The organism is Bradyrhizobium australafricanum (genome assembly GCF_020329495.1).
Taxonomy (GTDB): domain Bacteria; phylum Pseudomonadota; class Alphaproteobacteria; order Rhizobiales; family Xanthobacteraceae; genus Bradyrhizobium; species Bradyrhizobium australafricanum.
In genome coordinates this window covers 177,776-195,874 of sequence record NZ_JAGKJL010000004.1, presented here as the reverse complement: position 1 = coordinate 195,874, position 18,099 = coordinate 177,776, and the positions used below count along the sequence as shown (strand labels likewise).

General features: G+C 65.2%; 12 protein-coding genes. 6 read left to right on the top strand and 6 right to left on the bottom strand.

Annotated features, from left to right (window positions below; genetic code table 11):
* Positions 1 to 97 precede the first annotated feature (97 nt).
* Positions 98 to 2,584: a TonB-dependent receptor gene (locus J6525_RS06215; protein WP_225642866.1), complete on the top strand. Its 2,487-nt coding sequence runs from the start codon at positions 98 to 100 to the stop codon at positions 2,582 to 2,584.
* Positions 2,585 to 2,703: 119 nt separating this feature from the next.
* On the opposite strand, the gene J6525_RS06210 is transcribed toward J6525_RS06215, so the two are convergent.
* The 3 genes from J6525_RS06210 to J6525_RS06200 form a co-directional block, all read right to left on the bottom strand.
* A complete protein-coding gene (locus J6525_RS06210) occupies positions 2,704 to 3,477 on the bottom strand; it encodes an SDR family NAD(P)-dependent oxidoreductase (protein ID WP_225642864.1) in 774 nt (257 codons plus the stop codon).
* A gap of 188 nt (positions 3,478 to 3,665) precedes the next feature.
* Positions 3,666 to 4,286 (bottom strand): hypothetical protein, encoded by a 621-nt coding sequence (locus J6525_RS06205; protein ID WP_225642862.1) that lies wholly within the window; start codon positions 4,284 to 4,286, stop codon positions 3,666 to 3,668.
* A 63-nt stretch (positions 4,287 to 4,349) separates the two neighbouring features.
* Positions 4,350 to 5,258, bottom strand: a complete 909-nt coding sequence (locus J6525_RS06200) for a LysR family transcriptional regulator (protein ID WP_225642860.1) — start codon at positions 5,256 to 5,258, stop codon at positions 4,350 to 4,352.
* A gap of 135 nt (positions 5,259 to 5,393) precedes the next feature.
* Between J6525_RS06200 and J6525_RS06195 the strand changes: the two genes are divergently transcribed.
* Positions 5,394 to 6,167 carry an SDR family oxidoreductase gene (locus J6525_RS06195; protein WP_225642859.1) on the top strand — a complete coding sequence of 258 codons (774 nt, stop codon included), beginning with the start codon at positions 5,394 to 5,396 and terminating at the stop codon, positions 6,165 to 6,167.
* Between the two features lie 19 nt (positions 6,168 to 6,186).
* On the opposite strand, the gene J6525_RS06190 is transcribed toward J6525_RS06195, so the two are convergent.
* From J6525_RS06190 to J6525_RS47230, 3 genes are all read right to left on the bottom strand, one after another.
* The gene (locus J6525_RS06190; RefSeq protein ID WP_225642857.1) at positions 6,187 to 10,536 is read right to left on the bottom strand and encodes a translocation/assembly module TamB domain-containing protein; all 4,350 of its coding nucleotides are present in this window, start codon (positions 10,534 to 10,536) and stop codon (positions 6,187 to 6,189) included.
* Positions 10,536 to 12,557 (bottom strand): autotransporter assembly complex protein TamA, encoded by a 2,022-nt coding sequence (locus J6525_RS06185; RefSeq protein ID WP_225642854.1) that lies wholly within the window; start codon positions 12,555 to 12,557, stop codon positions 10,536 to 10,538. Before J6525_RS06185 ends, J6525_RS06190 begins: the two co-directional genes overlap by 1 nt.
* A gap of 670 nt (positions 12,558 to 13,227) precedes the next feature.
* On the bottom strand, positions 13,228 to 14,169 hold the full coding sequence (locus J6525_RS47230) for a transposase (RefSeq protein WP_225164687.1): 942 nt from the start codon (positions 14,167 to 14,169) through the stop codon (positions 13,228 to 13,230).
* A 277-nt stretch (positions 14,170 to 14,446) separates the two neighbouring features.
* On the opposite strand from J6525_RS47230, the gene J6525_RS06175 reads away from it, so the two are divergent.
* From J6525_RS06175 to J6525_RS06160, 4 genes are all read left to right on the top strand, one after another.
* On the top strand, positions 14,447 to 14,635 hold the full coding sequence (locus tag J6525_RS06175) for a hypothetical protein (RefSeq protein ID WP_225642852.1): 189 nt from the start codon (positions 14,447 to 14,449) through the stop codon (positions 14,633 to 14,635).
* A 124-nt stretch (positions 14,636 to 14,759) separates the two neighbouring features.
* Positions 14,760 to 16,010 carry an ABC transporter substrate-binding protein gene (locus J6525_RS06170; protein WP_028333311.1) on the top strand — a complete coding sequence of 417 codons (1,251 nt, stop codon included), beginning with the start codon at positions 14,760 to 14,762 and terminating at the stop codon, positions 16,008 to 16,010.
* Between the two features lie 136 nt (positions 16,011 to 16,146).
* Entirely contained in the window at positions 16,147 to 16,965 is an 819-nt protein-coding gene (locus J6525_RS06165; protein ID WP_225642850.1) for a helix-turn-helix transcriptional regulator, read from the top strand.
* 120 nt (positions 16,966 to 17,085) lie between these two features.
* Positions 17,086 to 18,096 (top strand): branched-chain amino acid ABC transporter permease, encoded by a 1,011-nt coding sequence (locus J6525_RS06160; protein ID WP_050387450.1) that lies wholly within the window; start codon positions 17,086 to 17,088, stop codon positions 18,094 to 18,096.
* Positions 18,097 to 18,099 lie beyond the last annotated feature (3 nt).

Below are 18,099 nucleotides of genomic sequence, written 5' to 3'. Positions count from 1 at the left end.
GAACCGCGGCTTGGGGGTGGGCGTCATGGCTGCTGCGTTGTTGCGTGCGGCAACACGGTCTTTGTCTTCTTCGGTCTATACGCGAGGCGCTGCGGCCGTGCTGGCTGTTATTGGCTCTGCACTGCCATCGACTGTCCTGCATGCTCAGACGGCCGATCCGGTCCCCACTGAACTGCCGCCCGTCAACGTGATTGCGCCCACACCTCTGGCCGGCACCCGCAGCGCAAGGCCGACGGCACGGCCGGTGGTTCGGACCACGCGAACCGCGCGAACCCGAACCGGACCTGTTGCTCCGGCAGCGGGCCCCGATGTCGGCACCGCTGCACCCGGCCCCTCCGATCGCGACTCCACCCTGATTGATCGCGACAAGGTCCCGTCCAACACCGCGGTGATGACGACGCAGGATTTCAGCCACAACTACTCGACCAACTTCCTCGATGCTGTGAACCGCAAGCTGCCCGGCGTCACGCTCGGCGACCAGACCGGCAATCCGTTCCAGCGCAATCTCGACTACCGCGGCTTCACCGCCTCGCCGGTCCAGGGCACGCCGCAGGGCATCGCGGTCTATCAGAACGGCGTGCGCATCAACGAATCCTGGGGCGACGTGGTCAACTGGGATTTCATCCCGGAAAAGGCCATCGACAGCGTCGCATTGTTTCCGAACAATCCGGTGTTCGGCCTCAACGCGATCGGCGGCGCGCTGAGCATCCAGATGAAGAACGGCTTCACCTATCAGGGCTCCGAGGCTGAACTGTTCGGCGGCTCCTACGGGCGCGTGCAGGGCAGCGTGCAGGCCGGCGGCCACAGGGACAACATCTCCGCCTACGCTGCGTTCGAATCCGCGTATGATCGCGGCTGGCGCGACCACGCCAATTCGTCGCACATCAACCGCATGTATGTGGACGTTGGCGCACGCAACGACGACACCGAATTTCACGTCAATTTCACCGGCGCCAGCAACCTGCTCGGCAATGTCGCGGCAACGCCGGTGCAGATGCTCAATCAGCGCTGGTCGAGCGTCTACACCTGGCCGCAGACGACGCTGCTTCAACTCGCCTTCGTCAACGCCACGCTGAACCACAATTTCTCCGACACCTGGTCCTTCCAGGGCAATGCCTATTTCCGCGGCTTCCGGCAGACCCATGTCGATGGCAACGGCACCGACGTGCATGCCTGCGACGGGGGAGACAGTTTGTGCATCGGCGACGACCTGCCGATTTTCGGTCCGGCGGGAGGTCCCTCGGTTCCGAACACGCTGGGCAACGCCTTCCTTGGCGAAGTCGACCGCAACCGGGCCGCGACCAACAGCTTCGGCGGCACAGCCCAGCTGACCAACTCGGACAAGCTGTTCGGACACGACAACCACGTCGTGATGGGCGTCAGCGTCGACCACGGCAACACGAAATTCACGGCGACCAGCGAGCTCGGAACGATCGATCCGAACAACCTGTTCGTGACCGGCACCGGCATCTTCATCAACCAGCCCGATGCCGGTCTCGCCCCGGTCGACCTGCGCGCCACCAACACCTACACCGGCGTCTATCTCACCGATACCTTCGACGTGACGAACAGGTTCTCGGTCACTGCTGGTGGACGATTCAACTATGCCCAGATCGATCTGCAGGACCAGACCGGGACAAATAACCAGCTCAACAGCAGCAACCGATTCCAGCGCCTCAACCCGGTGATCGGCGGCACCTACAAGATCACGCCGAACCTCACCTTCTATGCCGGCTATTCGGAGGCCAACCGCGCGCCGACGCCGCTCGAGCTCGGCTGCTCCGATCCGGCCCGCCCCTGCGTCATCGATTCCTTCCTGGTGTCCGATCCGCCGCTCAAGCAGGTGGTGTCGCACACCATCGAGGCCGGCTTCCGCGGCACCTGGGGCAACGACGCCAGGACCGGCATGCTGAGCTGGGGCGTCGGCGCGTTCCACACTCTGTCCGACGACGACATCATCCGGGTGCAGAGCCCCATCGGCACAGGCAATTTCGGCTATTTCCAGAATGCGGGACAGACCCTGCGGCAGGGCATCGAAGCCAAGCTCGACTACCGCGTCAATCGCTGGAACGCCTATGCCAACTACACCTTCATCGACGCGACCTATCGAAGCGCAAACACGTTGCCGGCTCCCGACAACCCGAACGCCCTGACCGACCCGAACAACGATGACGTCCGGTTCATCAACGTCAAGCCGGGCGACCATATCCCGGGCATTCCGGCGCACCGCTTCAAGGCAGGTGTCGAGTACCTCGCCACCGACGCATGGAAGGTCGGCGCCGACATCAACGTGGTCGGCAGCCAATGGCTGATCGGCGACGGCACCAACCAGAGCCAGAAGGTCCCGGCCTACGCGGTCGTGAACCTGCACACCTCCTACAAGATCACGCCGAATATCGAGGTGTTCGGCCTGATCAACAACGTCTTCAACCAGCATTATTATCTCGGCGGCGCGTTCTACGAGACCGGCGGCTTTGCCAGCGCCGGAGCTGCGCCCAACCTGATGGCGCAGCTGACCGATCCGCGCACCTTCGTGCCCGGCATGCCGCTCGCGGCCTATGCCGGCATCAGAGCGAAGTTCTAAAGCGCGATGAGATTAGGTTGAATCGTCATCGCGCTTTAGCTCTTTGTTTGAGCATGATCTTTTCGGAAAACCGCTTCGCACTTTTCCGGATCATGCTTTAGGGCAATTCCTGGAAGACGCTACGCCACCGTCCCGCCATCGACCGGCATCGCGATGCCGGTGACGAACGACGCCTTGTCCGACAGCAGGAACACCGCGACCTCCGCGATCTCCTCGGGACGCGCGGCGCGGCCCATCGGATTGCGGGTGACCGCGGCCTTGATCAGTTCCTCCGCATCGGCCTCGTTGTGGCCCGGCTGGTCCGGCCGGTTGACGAACACCCGCAGCATCGGCGTGTCGATCGCACCGGGGCAGATCGCATTAACGCGGACGCCGTCCTTGGCGTGGCGCTTGGCGAGCGCGCGCGCCAGCCCGATCACGCCGGCCTTCGCCGCCGAATAGGTCGGGCTCCACGGCGAGCCGATCAGGCCCGAGGTCGACGCCGTGAACAGGATGCTGCCCTGGCGCCGCGCGGTCATCTGGCCGAGCGCCGCATTGGTGGTGATCAGCTGCGAGCGCAGGTTGAGATCGACGCTGAGATCCCAGCCCTCGAGATCGTCGATCACGGACGGACCGGGAATACCGAGGTGGTTCCACACGCAGTCGAGCGCGCCGAATTCCTTCACCGTCGCTGTGACGATGTCGCGCGCAAAGCCGTCATCGCGCAGATCGCCGGTCAGCGCCAGCGCGCGCCCGCCGCTCTTTTTGATCTCGTCGACCACCGCCTTCGCGCCGGCCTCGTTCTGGTCGACCACGGCGACCGCCGCGCCTTCGCGCGCGAGGATGCGTGCCCCGGCGCGGCCGGCACCGGATGCCGCGGCGGTGACGAGTGCGATCTTGCCCTGCATGTCCATGTTTCGATCCTGACTGTGCCCGTGACTTCGAGCCTTCTTGGGTTCTGACGTTTTGGTTGAATCAGGACCGCAGCGCTGCCGTCTTGCGCTGACGCGCTAAAGCATGATCCGGAAAAGTGCGAAGCGGTTTTCCGAAAAGATCATGCCCAAACAAAGAGCTAAAGCGCGATGACGATTCTCATCGCGCTTTACCGGCCGCCGAACAGGACCGGAGACTGGCCGGGCAGCAGCTGCGAATGGATGTCGCTGTCCATCCGCTCCGCCCCTTGCTGGGTGAAGCTCGCGCCGAAGGACAGGCTGAGATTCGAAGTCGGCCGGAACTCGAGGCCCGCGCGCGCAGAATAGCCGGCGTTGACACCGGGATTGCCGCTGAACGGCGCCAGCGGCCCGCCGGCACCGGGCGGATTGTATTTCAGGGTGTCGAAGCCGGCGAAGAAGGTCACGGGCGTATTACCGACGCCCCTGAAATTGTATCCGAACTGCGCGCCCTGATATTCCAGCGAGCCGAACGCCGCCGATTGGCCGAGTGCGTTCCAGCCGACGCGACCGCCTTCGCTGCCGGCGAACCAGCCGTCGGGCCGGCCGTTCAGATATGAGAAATCGCCGCCTTGCGCGCCGGCGGCGTCAAAGCTCGGAAAGTTTCCGTAAGTATCCGCCTTCTGGCCGTCGGCAAGGCTGCCGCCGAAGCCGAACAGCGAGCCCGGCGTCCAGTAGCGCACCGGGCCGGCCTGGGCACTGGCCTGCTGGCCGCTCAGGCACAGCGCCAACACTACGCTTGCAGGGCCGAATTTACTTACCAAAGTGGTCATCAGGTTACCGTCACGAGCGCCGGGATTATACGTCCCACCGACCGGGAACGCCAGCCTGCGCCCCTACTCCGCCGCGAGCAGCTTCTGTTTCAGCAAATCCGTCAGCCAGTCGGCAAACACCTGCAGCCGCCGCGACAGATGCTGACGGTGCGGATAGAGCAAGGTCATCGGCATCGGCGCGGCGCGGTGCCGCGGCATCAGCTCGACGAGCTCTCCGGCATCGAGGTGCCGCTTCACGTCGTAGGCGGGAATCTGGATCAGGCCAAGGCCGGCGAGGCAGCAGGCGATATAGGCCTCGGCGCTGTTGACGGTGACGCGGCCGCGCAGCGCGATGCCGCGCGACGCGCCCTGCTCGCTCCACTCCCACTCCTCGATGCGGCCGGTGGAGGGCGAGGCGTAGTTGACCGCCCAATGCGCGCCGAGATCGTCGGGCGTTCGCGGCGTGCCGTGGCGCGCGAGATATCCGGGGCTTGCGACATTGATCAGCGTCAGATCGCCGAGCGGCCGCGCGATCAGACCGGAATCGCTGAGCGGGCCGACGCGCACGACGCAATCGGCGGAATCCTCGATCAGGTTGATAGCGCGATCGGTGACGCCGAGATCGATGTCGATCTGCGGATAACGATCAAGGAAAGCCGGCAACGCCGGCGCGATGATCAGGCGGCCGATCCGCCCGGGCACGTCGACCCTGAGCCTGCCGGACGGTTCGGCGGCGGCGTGGCGAAACAGGGTCTCGGCCTCCTCGACATCGGCAACGACGCGCAAGGCTCGTTCGTAGAAGGCCGCGCCGTCATGCGTGGGCGACACCTTTCGCGTCGTGCGATGCAGCAGCCGCGCGCCGACGCGCTGCTCCAGTTCTGCGACCGCTGACGAGACCGACGAGCGCGGCAGGCCCAGCGTATCGGCCGCCCGCGTAAAGCTCGCGCACTCGACGACGCGAGCGAAGATGCGGAACAGGTCGATGCGGTCCAAAATCGTCCACGATTGTTCGCCATTCCCGACAAGTGAGATCAGGATGCATGGCTTTATCGGCAAATTCTAGACGATATCGTCCTCTCCAGAAAGCGGCCGCAGGGCGCGGCCGCGAGACCTGGAGAGGCGAACGCCATGACCGACCACAGCATCAAGGGCAAGACCGTCATCATCGCCGGCGGCGCCAAGAATCTCGGCGGCCTGATCGCGCGCGATCTCGCCGCCCACGGCGCCAGGGCGATCGCGATCCACTACAACAGCGCGGCCACCAAGGCCGATGCCGACGCGACGGTGGCGGCGCTGCAGGCCGCAGGCAGCAAGGCGGTCGCCTTCCAGGCCAATCTCACAACAGCAGGCGCGATGGAGAAGCTGTTCGCCGACGCGGTCGCCGCGATCGGCCGCCCCGACATCGCGATCAACACCGTCGGCAAGGTGTTGAAGAAACCGATGATCGAGATCTCGGAGACCGAATATGACGCGATGAGCGCGGTCAACGCCAAGTCCGCGTTCTTCTTCCTCAAGGAGGCCGGCCGCCACGTCAACGACAACGGCAAGATCTGCACGCTGGTGACGTCGCTGCTCGGCGCCTACACGCCGTTCTATGCGGCCTATGCCGGGACCAAGGCGCCGGTCGAGCACTTCACCCGTGCGGCATCGAAGGAGTTCGGCGCGCGCGGCATCTCGGTCACCGCAATCGGACCCGGCCCGATGGACACGCCGTTCTTCTATCCGGCCGAAGGCGCGGACGCGGTCGCCTACCACAAATCGGCGGCGGCGCTGTCGGGCTTCTCCAGGAACGGGCTCACCGACATCAAGGACATCGTGCCGTGGATCCGCCTGCTGGTGTCGGACGGCTGGTGGATGACCGGCCAGACCATCCTGGTCAACGGCGGCTACACCACGAAGTGAGGGGCGATCTCGGTCGCCTTTACCATTCGAATCGCGTGCCGACACCGACGGATGTCGAGCCCTTCGCATCGACATCCGACTCGACGCGGATATGGCGCGTCACGTCGACATTGGCCGACACTCCTGACTGGCTGGCGCTCGCGCCCGTCCGCACGCCCACGCTCAGCCTGTCGCCGATCGCGCGCGAGGCGCCGACCATCGGACCGCCCGCTCCGGCGCCCACATCCAGATTGTCGACCCCGAGCGAGCGGCGCATGCGGTCCACCGTTCCCTCGCCACCGCTTGCGAACTGAGCCGCGGCCCCTGCGAGCTGCACGGCCTGCGAGGTCGTCAGGCTGCCCGAAGCTTTCTGAAAGAGAATGCGCGACAGGATCTCGTCCTGCGGCAACTCGGGCTGCGAATGGAAGGCGAAGACCGGCGCGGCCGCCGGGCCCGAGATTCCGACCTGCGCGGTGATGTCAGGGGCCTGTATCTCTGCCGCGAAATCGAGCTCGGGCGCGAGATCGCCGTTGAAGGAGAGATTGCCCTTGGTGAAGGTCAGCGTCTTTCCGAGCACCACCAGCTTGCCCTGATAGAGCGAGAAGGCTCCCTTCGGAACCGGCGCGTTGCTCGTGCCGCCGACATGAACGGAGCCGCCGAGTTCCGCGGTTACCCCGCGGCCATGGATGAAGACGTGGTTCGGCGCCGAAACTGTCACGTCCAGCGCGGCATTGAAGAGCGCCGGACGCTTCTTGTTGCCTTTCGGCGTCTCGGCCTTGCGCGCAGCTGCGAGCCGTGCAGCGGCCTGTCCCGAGGCGTTCACATGGTTGATGCCGTCGATCGGCTTCAGCGTCGACGGCAGGCGATCCGGAATATCGACGTTGACGCGAGTCAAGTCGACGCGACCGACGATCCGCGGATCGCGCGCCAGGGCGCCTGTGACGTCGATAGCGAGATTGGCCTGCGCGGTCGCCAGCGCGCTGGAAGCAAGCGTCGCCTGCTGACCGCGAATCGAGACCGTGCCTGGAAAACCTGCATCCGGGGCGACCCGTACCTCACCGGAGCCGGACAACGTACCGCCGTTGGGCGTCACCGCGGTCAGGCGCTCCACGACGATGCGCTCTCCTTCGGCGGTGATTTTCGCCTCGACGGCATCGAGGCGCGTACCGAGCATGCTGTCACGGAAGGTACCTCCGCTCATGGTGGCGACACCGCCGATCTGTGGCCTGGTACGCGTGCCGCCGACACGGGCATCGAGCGTAACGCTGCCGGACACGGTACGGCCGGAGGCGGAAAGCGCGGCATTGGCGATGGCGGCATCGAGGCGGCCCTTCGCGGTCAGCGCGATCGGACCCGTGGCGTCGAGCGGCACCGTGCCCGACGCCGCGATCGCACCGGCTCTTCCCGCAGCAATTGTGGTGTTCAGGCTCGCGCGGCTGCCATCGAGCCGTCCGTCCGCGGCAACGTCGATCGGCGGCAGGCCGGCGCTTCTGGTCTGCGGCGCGGTAAGCTGCTTGACCGCGACCTTGTACTGGCCGGTCGGCGCGCTCATGGAGCCCGCAATGGCCGCTGACGCGTCGAGGGTCCCGCTCAGGCCCAGACCGGGTATCGCGACATCGGCCTCGCCGAGCGGGATCGCGTTGGCCACGGCCTTGAGGTCGAGCACCTGGCCGGCCTTGCCGTCCACCGTGAAGCGGCCACGTCCAATTGCGAGCGCCAGATGCTCGATCAGCAGCGTGCCATCGTCGAGCGTGAAGCCCGCGGGGCCCTGCAGCGCAATCGCTTTGGCGCCACGGCGCACGGTGAAGCGGTTGAGATCGAACCGCACCCGCTCCCTGGTGGTCAGTGCGCCCGCGGCATCGAGATCGAATCCGGCAGCCTTGGCGGACAGGCCGATCGTGCTCGCATCGGCATTGCCCGTGGCCGCCAGCGTGACGTTTGAGATTGTCTGACCGCCGAACTCGGCACCATTGACCTGCACATCAGCATTGAGCACCGGATGGCTGTAGAGATCGGCGCCATCGGCGCGCAGATCGAAATTGCGGACGGCCGCACCCGCGGCACGGATTCCGGCACCCTTGCCGGCAAGCCGGACCGACTGTTGGCCGCCGTCGGCCGAAGCGGCAAGGTCGAGTGAGGCCGAACCGGCGAGCTCTGTGAGGGCAAGCGGCGAGAGATCGGCGAGCGCCCCGGCTGCGAAGCGAATCTGCCCGCCGGCGAATCTCTGGGCGTCGATCGTTGCTGCCCCCTTCAGGGATACCGATCCGATCGCGATGTCGATGGTCTTTGCGTGCCATCCGGCAAAGGCGGGAGAAGCGCGATCGTCGGGCTCCGACGATCGACGACTCAGCTGAACAATCCCGCGCGCTGGCTTGCCGTCGACGGAGCCGTCGAGCTTGGCCTCGACAGCACAGACTCCGTTGATGTCGCTGACCGTCGCGGCGAGCGCCAGATGCGGAATCGGACGCCGCATGGCGGTGGCGCGATCCACCGAGGCCGCGAACGAAACCCCGGGATGCGCGAGCCCGCCGGTCAGGCCGACGTCGAGAGCTCCCGCACCGGTGAGGCGCGCATCGGCCGCCGAGAGATCCGGCAGGTCAACACGCGCCGACAGGTCGCTCGAGTCGCGCGTCACTGTTCCTTTGGCGCGAACCGCAACATGGGCTCCGTCGATCGACGCGCCGCGGACCGTGTAAGTGTCGCGGCCATCGCCAGAGATGTCGGCGGCGAGTGCGAGCCGCGCCCCCGCAAGCCCATCGAGCGCCGCAAGTCCCGTCGCAAGCTTCTCGCCGGCACCTGACATTCTGATATCGAAGTTGCCACGCTGTAAATCCGTGTCGAGATCGAGGCCGAACGCCACCGAGCCCGCAAGCTTCAGCCCGGCAAGGTCGGCAAAGGCGCCGAGGTCGGGCACGGTTCCGGTTGCCCGGCCATTCAGGCGATCGGCGCTGACATCGCCTGTATAGGTGGCCTGAACCGTTGATGTGCCGATCTCGAGACGCTCGATCCTGGCGTGGCCGCCCAGGTCCGTATCGCCGTGGAGCACGAGCGATGCGGTGTTGCCGATCGCGGCCGCCAAACTCGCGTCGCGTGGCGCAATGCCGGAAGCGCGCAGGTTCGCGTCAAGGACGATGCGCGTTGCGGGACCGCTGGCCTCGGCACGAGGAACGGCCGTGATCGAAGCATCAAGCGTCTCGACGTCTCCGTCCGGCAGATGAGCACCCGACAGCGCGAGCTTGACCGATGCTGTCGGAGCCTTGATTGGGCCGTTGACGCGGCTGTCGAAAACGAGGCTGCGGATCGAGCCTTGGTCAGTCTCGGTCACGTCGCCGTTGCTTGGCAAAGCGCGGACCGAAGCCGCGAAATCCACGACCTTATCGGCTCGGAGCAGACCTTTCGCGTCGAGCCGCGCGAGACGGCTCGTCAGCGTCAGCCCGTCCAGGGCGATGCTGCCGTCGTCACCAAAATGTGTCGTACTGTCGAGATGGGTTTCGCCGGCGAAGACCGGCGCGGCGATCGCCGGCAACAACGGTTCGAGGTGACTGGCAAGGCGCGTTGCGAGCACTCGGGCCGCGCCGTTTCGGTCAAGCGCAATCGTGCCGGTCGCATCGATCGTGGGGCCGGCCTGCAACTTCAGGGCACCGCGAAAGCTGTCGAGCGTGCCCTTGCCGCCCAGTGCGAATGTGACGGGCGGCTCGCCCGGCAGATGGCCGAGCTTCGACATGAGTCCGTGGGCTGGCTCGTCGAGCGTGACGTCGAGGGTAAGCGCATTTCCCTGCGGAACGTAGGCGAGAGCGGCCTTGAAGTGGCCCGGAAAATCCTTGCGGGTGGCATCGAGGTTGAAGACGAGCCCTTCCGAGGGCGAGCCGAGCTCGGTATTGCCGGTCGCCGCGACACTCAAAGCTTCACCCAGAATCGACTGTCCCAGCGTCAGGGCCCGCAGGTCGAAAGCCTTCACCTGCACCTTCACCGGAAGGTCAGGCAGCATCGGCTGATCGGACTCGGCGGCAGGCTGGTCGGACGGAAGCGGCTTTCGCCTGATCTCAAGCGTGCCGATCTCGAGACGGTCGATTTCCAGCCGCCCCAGCAACAATGCACTGCGTCGCCAGACGAGGCGCGCCTTGTCGAGCGTCAGCCAGACTCCGTCCTTGTCGGTGATGCTAACGTCGCGGACCGTTGCATCCGAGGACAGCACACCATCGACGGCGCCGACATGGACCTGGGTCGCCGGCGTCGAGAGCGTCCGCGAGACAAGACTGGCCAGCACATCCTGCTGGTTCTCGCCGCTCCCGCCCACCATTCCGTAGAGAACGACACCAAGCACCGCGGCAGCGATGAGACCCAGGGCCGCGACGGCGGAACCGATAATGAACAGCCGTCGGATGCGCATCAGAAGGCTTGCCCAATGCTGACATAGATCGCGTAACGGCTGTCTCCGGGGCGAGGGTTCAGCGGTGTCGCAACGTCAAGGCGGATCGGGCCGACTGGCGTGAGATAACGCAAGCCAAGTCCCGCGCCGTAGCCCACATAGTCGTCGAAGCCTGGCAGGGATGATCGGGAGGCGGTGCCAAAGTCGAAGAATGGCACGAGGCCGATGGTGGGCGTGATCCTGACCCGCACCTCGGCGGAGCCCTCGATCAGGCTGCGACCACCGGTGATTTGACCGAACATCATCGGCGAAATGGTGTTGAAGCCGTAACCGCGCACGGATCCGCCGCCGCCAGCGAAGAAGCGATGTGCATCCGGAATCTGGTCGAGCGGCGCGCCCGCAAGCGAGCCTGCGGCCAACCGACCCGCCAGAACGTAGTCGGCCTGCTCGTCGAGCGCATAATAGGCCGAGCCCGCAACCCGCGCTTCGAACAGATCGATCGTGGAACCCATCAGCTTCGGATAGGCATTGACGGTCGCCGAGAGGCGCACACCGCGCGTGGGGTCGAGCGGATTGTCTGTCGTGTCGTAGCGGCCGGTCGCCGTGAAGCCGATCAATGTCGCATCGACCCGCCCCAGCACGTCCTGCGATTTCGATTGCTCGACCTGGAGACCGGCCTGCAGCGAAGCCGCCTCCGAAAAGCGATGGATCACGCCGAACGTGCCGCGCACCGTGTCGTCAGTGTAACCGCCGAGGTCGTTGTTGCCGACACGCTCGCGGAACGCAGTGGCCTCGATCAGTAGATCGTTGGCCGTACCGAACAAGCCCGGCTTGATGAAGGTGCCGGTAAAGCGTGCGCCGAAATCCGAGCCGCTCAGATTATTGAAGCCGGTGAAGGACGTGCCGTCGATCCGTTGCAAAAGCGAGGCGGACGCTTCGAGCCTCAGGCGCTCGCCGCCGCCGAATATGTTCCGATCCTCGTAGTAGCCAGCAATGCCGGGACCATCGACGGTGGAATATTTCGCCGAGAGGCCCACCGCGTGCCTGGGCCTTTCCGTCAAATCGATGAAGACCGGCAGATTGCCATTCTCATCGAGCTGGTCCGCCTCGCGGACCCGAATTCCCCCGATGGCCGGGATCTTTGCGATCGAGGTTTTCGCCAAGGCGAGCCGCTCTGGCGAATAAGGCTCGCCTTCCCTCAGGTAGACGTGCGTGGCCACTACTCTCGGATCGACGTCTCCGCCCGAGATCGTCACGGCGCCGATGCCGGCCTTGGGGCCCGCTTCGACCCGCAGCCGAAGGTCCATCGCGGCGGCGCCATGATCGACGGTGGCCTTGACGTCGGCGACCTTCGCGAGCGGATGTCCGTTGCTGCGGAACCAGTCGACGAGCTTCACCTGCGCGGCGCGCAGGTCGGCAGAGATCGCGGGATCGCCGGACTTCAGCGCAAACGCGCGGCGCGGCAATCCCTGCGGCGCTTGGTCGCGCGGATAGTCTACATCAACGGCGCGCAGCTTGAACAACGGACCAAGTCGCGCGATGACCTTGACGGGCACAACGGTCCGATTGCGAAAGCTGTCGGCCCGACGCGCCGCCGCGGCGAGCCCGATCTCGTCGAGGGAGATTGGAACTCCATCTATCGTCACATCGATCTGGGCGTTGTAGCGGCCAAGCCCCCAAAGGGCATCAAGTAGCGGATTGATGTCTGCCTGCAGCCGGCGCGCGAGACCTTCCCCGTCCGGGGGCGGTTCCTGTCGAAGGCGATAGGTGCCGGCGGCATCGCGCAATGCCTGTTCGGCGTCGCTATCGTTCTTGCCCTCCGGCGTCTTGGCTTCGATCTCCAGCCGATAGGACAGCGTCGTGGCGCTGACCGGCGGCGGATCGTCGGAACCGAACAGGCCAAAGAAGTCGAGCGCGTGAGCCTGCTCGCACAGCGAGCAACCGACGACAGCGACGCACGCCGAACGCAGAACGCGCCGCGCTGCAGCGATGAAATACCTTCGCCTTGCCCGCCCCGGCAAAGGCGGCAGGCATCGTCGCACCACTATTTGCTTGATTGTTCCGCTCCGCCTGCCTGTTGACGCGACCCGAGTCTGTGCACCTCGGGTTCCGGCGATCCCCTGTCTCCGCATTCAACAGGCACCACACGCGAAGTTGATAGACTCATGATGGACAATGTTGGGCAAACGCAAGGGAACTTCTACGTTCGTCCCAATTATCGAAATCTCCGACGCGCGCCACCATCGGTTCCGGCAGCCACATCTTGCGACCAATCCGCCACGCGCGTCGCGAGGGGCGCTTCGCAATCGTCACGGACGCGGTGTGAGATGCGGTGGACGCCGAGCGTGAAACTGACGAGAGCGCGCAAGTCGAATGGCGAAGTCGTGCAGGCTTGACGCTTAGTGGCAGGTGTCCCCCCGTGAGATGCGAAGCATCTTCGCGGCAGCGGCGACAACCAAGCCCGTCTCGCCGGGGGGAGCGCGCGCGGAGAAAGCCGGATGTTTCCGATTACATCTGTGGTCTTACATCCCGCGCTTTCCATTTGCACGGGACCCATGGGGTGCGATCGGTATCCGGGTTTCCCTGCGCCTCTTCAAGAGCCAGGGCGGAACGAAGAGCAAAGCTCGGACAGATCATGTCGCGAGAACACAAAAGCATGACTTACCAGCCGCGCAACACATTCGGTGTCGTCCCGGCGAAGGCCGGCAACTGTTATGTTGGATTGGTCTGCAGGTACGGCTTTCGGTCTCGCATCATGGCATTGAGGACCGTCAACAGCTTCCTGGCGACGGCGATGAGGGCGAGTTTGGCTGGTTTTCCGGCCTGTCGCAGTCGTGCATAGAAGGCCTTGAACGGATCGGCCCTGCGAACTGCGTTGAGGGCCGCCATATAAAGGGCGTCACGAACGCGCTTTCGGCCGCCCGCAATCTTGCGCTTGCCGCGGAAGGCGCCGCTGTCGACGTTGAAGGGAGCAAGGCCTGCGAGCGCTGCGAGTTGTTTCGGTCCGACCCGCCCGAGTTCCGGCATCTGGGCGATGAGCTGCATGCAGGCCACCGGACCCACGCCGGGCAGCGAACGCATTAACTTCGCATCGTCCGCGATCTCCGCTTCGGCTTTAATCAAGGCGCCGATGTCGGCCTCGATCTCGGCGATCTCGCTGTCGAGGACCTCGATGAGGCGGCCAATGCGTTCGGCCATTGCACGATCGTCGGCCTCGCTGCGCCGGTTCTTCTCCTGGGCGCGCATGAGGACCAGCTGATCCCGCCGTTTTGCAAGCCTCGCCAAGGCGCCCCGTGCAGGATCGGCGACCTGCTCGGGGGCGGGCTGCATGGCCCGCGCAAAGGCCGCCAGCATCCGCGCATCGATCGGATCGGTCTTGGCCAGCAGGCCGCTAGCCCGTGCAAAGTCGCGGGCCCGGGCCGGGTTGATCCGTGCGAACTGGATCCCGGCCTGACGCAGCGCCTCGCGCAGCGCGAGGTCATAGATACCCGTCGCCTCGAAGACCACCAGCGCATCGCATTGCCAACGCGCCACCTGCTGTGTGATGGCCTGTGTCGCGTTGGCAATGCGCCTCGGCACACCGTCAGCCTCATCAAAGATATCGAGGTGCTTCTTGGAGATGTCGATTCCGACGTAACGAAGAGCTATGGTCACGGTGCCTGTCCCTGTGATGCGAGGTCTGTTGGCGCAGCCTCGTGCAACTGTTCAGGTTGATAGATGGAACGGGCGGGAGACCGAGCCGGCTCACGGCGTCAAGCGCCAAGGACCCAACGGCTTCCCGCCCACCCACATCGTGACAGACTTCCAAGACACAGGGACCCATAACCACCGAGCGTGATTGTTGAACGACGTGGAACGACGAGTCCCGTTCACGACACCCGCCGCGGCGTATGGGTCCCGGCTTTCGCCGGGACGACGTGCGGAGAGAGCCATGGACGGCATTCTCTCCGGTGTCATGCCCGCACATGCGGGCATCCAGTGCGCCGTGACTCGCGGCTCAAGCAGGACCGTTCTGGAATACTGGTCACCAGCTTGCCCGCTGACGACACCGAACAAGCTCCACGGCATTGCGCCGCGAGCCGCGCTGCGGCGCAACAATCAAAATGAGACTGCCCGTTAAGCCACCACGCGCCGACGACATCCGCGCCGCGCCCGCCTTCGGCTAGCTTTGCCGGCAACAACCGGACGCCATCAGCCTTCGCACGCCAGGTGGACGCCGGCGACAACACAGAGGGAGGAGCGCGATGTTGAAAGGCAGTTTGGGACTGATTGCGTTGAGCAGCCTGTTGCTTTCGGGCACAGCGTTCGCTCAGGAGAAGATCAAGGTCGGCGTCACCGCGACGCTCGAGGGCACCTACACGGTGCTCGGCGAAGACGGCATGCGCGGCTTCCAGACGGCGCTCAACGTGCTCGGCAAGAAGATCGGCGACAAGGAGCTTGAATTCGTCGTCGCCTCGACCGACGCGACGCCCGACTCCGCGGTGCGCGCGGTGCGCAAGCTGATCGAGCAGGACAAGGTGCAGATCCTGCTGTCGCCGCTGTCTGGCGACGAAGGCATCGCGGTCAAGAACTTCGCCAAGACCCATCCGGAGCTGACCTTCGTCAACGCCGCCTCCGGCGCGCAGGAGACGACCTATGTCGATCCGGCGCCGAACTTCTTCCGCTACAACATGGACGGCGCGCAGTGGCAGGTCGGCCTCGGCAAATACGCCTATGAGACCAAGGGCTATCGCAAGATCGCGACCGTCGGCGAGGACTACTCCTTCATCTACACCCAGGTATTTGGCCTGGTGCTCGAGTTCTGCGGCGCCGGCGGCCAGGTCACCAACCGGCAATGGGTGCCGCTCGGCACCAAGGACTTTGCCTCCGTGATCGCCGCGCTGCCTGATGACGTCGACGCGATCTATCTCGGCCTCGGCGGCGCCGACGCCGTCAACTTCCTCAACCAGTATCAGCAGGCCGGCGGCAAGGCGCATCTGATGGGCGGCTCGATCATGATCGACCAGACCATCCTGTCGTCGAAGGGCAACGCCAAGAACGCGCTGATCGGCACCATCGCCGCCAGCGGCCAGGCCGATACCTGGGAGGATCCGGGCTGGCAGAAATTCGTGAAGGCCTATCAGGATGCCTTCCCGCCGGCCAAACGCTTCCCGAGCCCGTCGCTGCTCGCGACCAACTATTACGGCTCGACGATGGCGCTGATCCTGGCGCTGCGCCAGGTCAATGGCGATCTCTCCAACAACCAGGCCAAGCTCAAGGACGCGCTGGCGAAGATCGAGATCGACGCGCCGAACGGCAAGATCAAGCTCGACTCCAACCGCCAGGCGATCGGCACCAATTTCGTCACCGAGGTGGTCGATGACGGCAAGGGCGCGCTGTTCAGCAAGGTCGTCAAGGTGATCCCGAACGTCAACCAGACGCTGGGCTACGATCCGGCGGTGTTCGCCAAGATCGGCCTGCCGAGCCGCACGGTCCCGGAGTGCAAGAAGTACTGACGTATTTGTTGCAGTGCAGGCTGAACGGCCGCGGCATGGTACGCGGTTGCATCAAGAGCCCTGCTCGCCCTTGCTTTCCGCGGGCGGATGATGAACCCTTGTCGAAAAGACAAGAACATCCCGCGGGAGGGGAGGCATGAGCAGGGCGCTTGCCGTCTTCCACGGCCGGTTCGGTCGCGCGACGGTCTATCAGTTGAACCGTCCCTTCAACGTGCATGCGCACCGCGAGGGGCATCTGATCTTTCATGTCGGCGGAACGCCGGCGCAGATCGACGTTTCGGAGCAGCGGCTGCTGCTCAAGGACGACACCGTCGTCGCGGTCAACCCGTGGGAACCGCACAATTTTCTGCCGACCGACATGGACCACGGCGCGATCTTCTTCGTGCTCTATGTCAACGCCGAATGGTTCGCGCCGCAGCCCGCGACGGCACAGGGCCTGCGGTTCGGCCGCACCTTCTTTCCGCGCACCGAAGCGCTCGACCGGCTGATCCGCCGCACCGCAGCACTAGTGTGCGGCGCGCCGTCGCTGCGCAGCCTCGATTGCGAACTCCGGCAGCTGATCGACTCCTGCTACGAGGAGAGCTGGCAGGCCGCGCAGGATGCGCGCGCGGCGACCGCGGTGACCGATTTCCGGGTCCGCAAATCGATCAAGCTGATGTCGGAAAGCCCCGGCGCCGAGATCGAGCTCGATGCGATCGCGCGCGAGGCCGGGCTGTCGCGGCCGCATTTCTACCGGCTGTTCCGCACCCAGACCGGCGTCACCCCTCACCTCTACATGAACACGCTGATCATGGAGCAGGCGCTCGATGCGCTGGTGGCGACCGAGACGCCGATCGCCGATATCGGCTTCGACCTCGGCTTCTCCTCGCAGAGCGGCTTCACCCGCTTCTTCGCCGCCAATGTCGGCATGGCCCCGACCGACTATCGCCGCGCCGCCAAGGTGTTGCGGCCGTGAAGGAGTTCCGGAGCGCACGATAAAAGATACTGTCGATCAAATCCTGAGCTTACGCCCTCGGTAGGATACTGGACACGCGGCCCGGCAGACGGTCGCGACCAGTGAGGGAACGCGACGGAGATGGCCAGGTTCATCGAACGCCATCCGGCCTGGGCGCTGATCGTGATCATCGCGGTCGCGGTGCTCGCGTGGCTGGTGTTCGCGATCTGGCCGCCGGGGCTGGAGGCCGCGATCGGCCGCAAGCGCGTGTTCCTCAACGCGGTGCTGAACGGCATCACGCTCGGCGGGCTCTACTTCCTGGTGGCTAGCGGCTTCACGCTGATCTTCGGCCTGATGCGCAATGTCAACCTCGCGCACGGCTCGCTCTATCTGTTCGGCGGCTATGTCGGCTACGCGATCAGCAGCTGGACCGGGTCGTGGCTCCTCAGCTTCATCATCGCCTTCATCGCGGTGGCGCTGGTCGGCGTGATCCTGCAGCTCGTCGTGTTCCGACGCATGGAGGGTCAGGACCTCAGGCAGACCATGGTGACGATCGGGCTGTCGATCGTGTTCGCCGATCTGATGCTCTGGGTGTTCGGCGGCGACTTCTACCAGATCCAGACCCCGAGCTGGCTGATCGGCCCGATCCAGCTGCCGCTGCTGACCGCGATCAAATCATCGGGCGAACCGGTCTATCTGCAATACCCGCTGGTGCGGCTGGTGATCTTCGCTGCGTCCGTCGTGATCGGAATCGCGATGTGGCTGGCGCTCAACCGTACGCGGATCGGCATGATCGTGCGTGCCGGCGTCGACGACCGCGACATCCTGGCCGCGACCGGCGTACGTATCCAGCTGGTGTTCGTGCTGGTGTTCGCGCTCGGCGCGGGCCTTGCCGGCATTGCCGGCGTGGTCGGCGGCACCTTCCAGTCGCTGTCGCCGGGCGAGGATACGCGGTTCCTGCTCGCCTCGCTCGTCGTCGTGATCGTCGGCGGCATGGGATCGATCCCGGGAGCGGCACTCGGCGCTGTCATCATCGGCCTCGCCGAGCAGCTCGGCTCGGTCTACATCCCGACCTACGCCATCGTCGTCACCTTTCTGATCATGGTGCTGGTGCTGGCGCTGCGGCCGCAGGGCCTGCTCGCGAGGCGATGACCG